This is a genomic window from Streptococcus suis, assembly GCF_002960445.1.
GTDB lineage: Bacteria > Bacillota > Bacilli > Lactobacillales > Streptococcaceae > Streptococcus > Streptococcus hyiners.
The window spans coordinates 1-264 of the sequence record NZ_POJD01000009.1 but is presented as its reverse complement, the minus strand read 5'-3'; the positions used below and the strand labels follow the sequence as shown (position 1 = coordinate 264).

General features: G+C 42.8%; 1 protein-coding gene. It reads right to left on the bottom strand.

Going from position 1 to position 264, the window contains the following annotated elements; all coding sequences use genetic code 11:
• Positions 1-264: ATP-binding cassette domain-containing protein (locus C1G53_RS00035; protein WP_153046616.1), on the bottom strand; the 264-nt coding region annotated here is incomplete at both ends.

The following is a 264-nucleotide window of genomic DNA, read 5'->3' as shown; positions in this document are numbered from 1 at the left end:
CGATACATGATGAACAATTCATCACACATGTGTTGCACAACACCGAGGTCATGGGAAATAAAGAGATAGCTGAGCTTAAACTCATCTTGGATACGTTTCATATAATTCAAGACCTGTGCCTGCACAGACAAATCCAAGGCAGAAACCGGCTCATCTGCAATAATCAAACGAGGATTACTAGCCAAAGCACGAGCAACACCGATACGTTGGCGTTGACCACCTGAGAATTCGTGAGGATACTTAATCAGAGCTTCTTCATTTAGA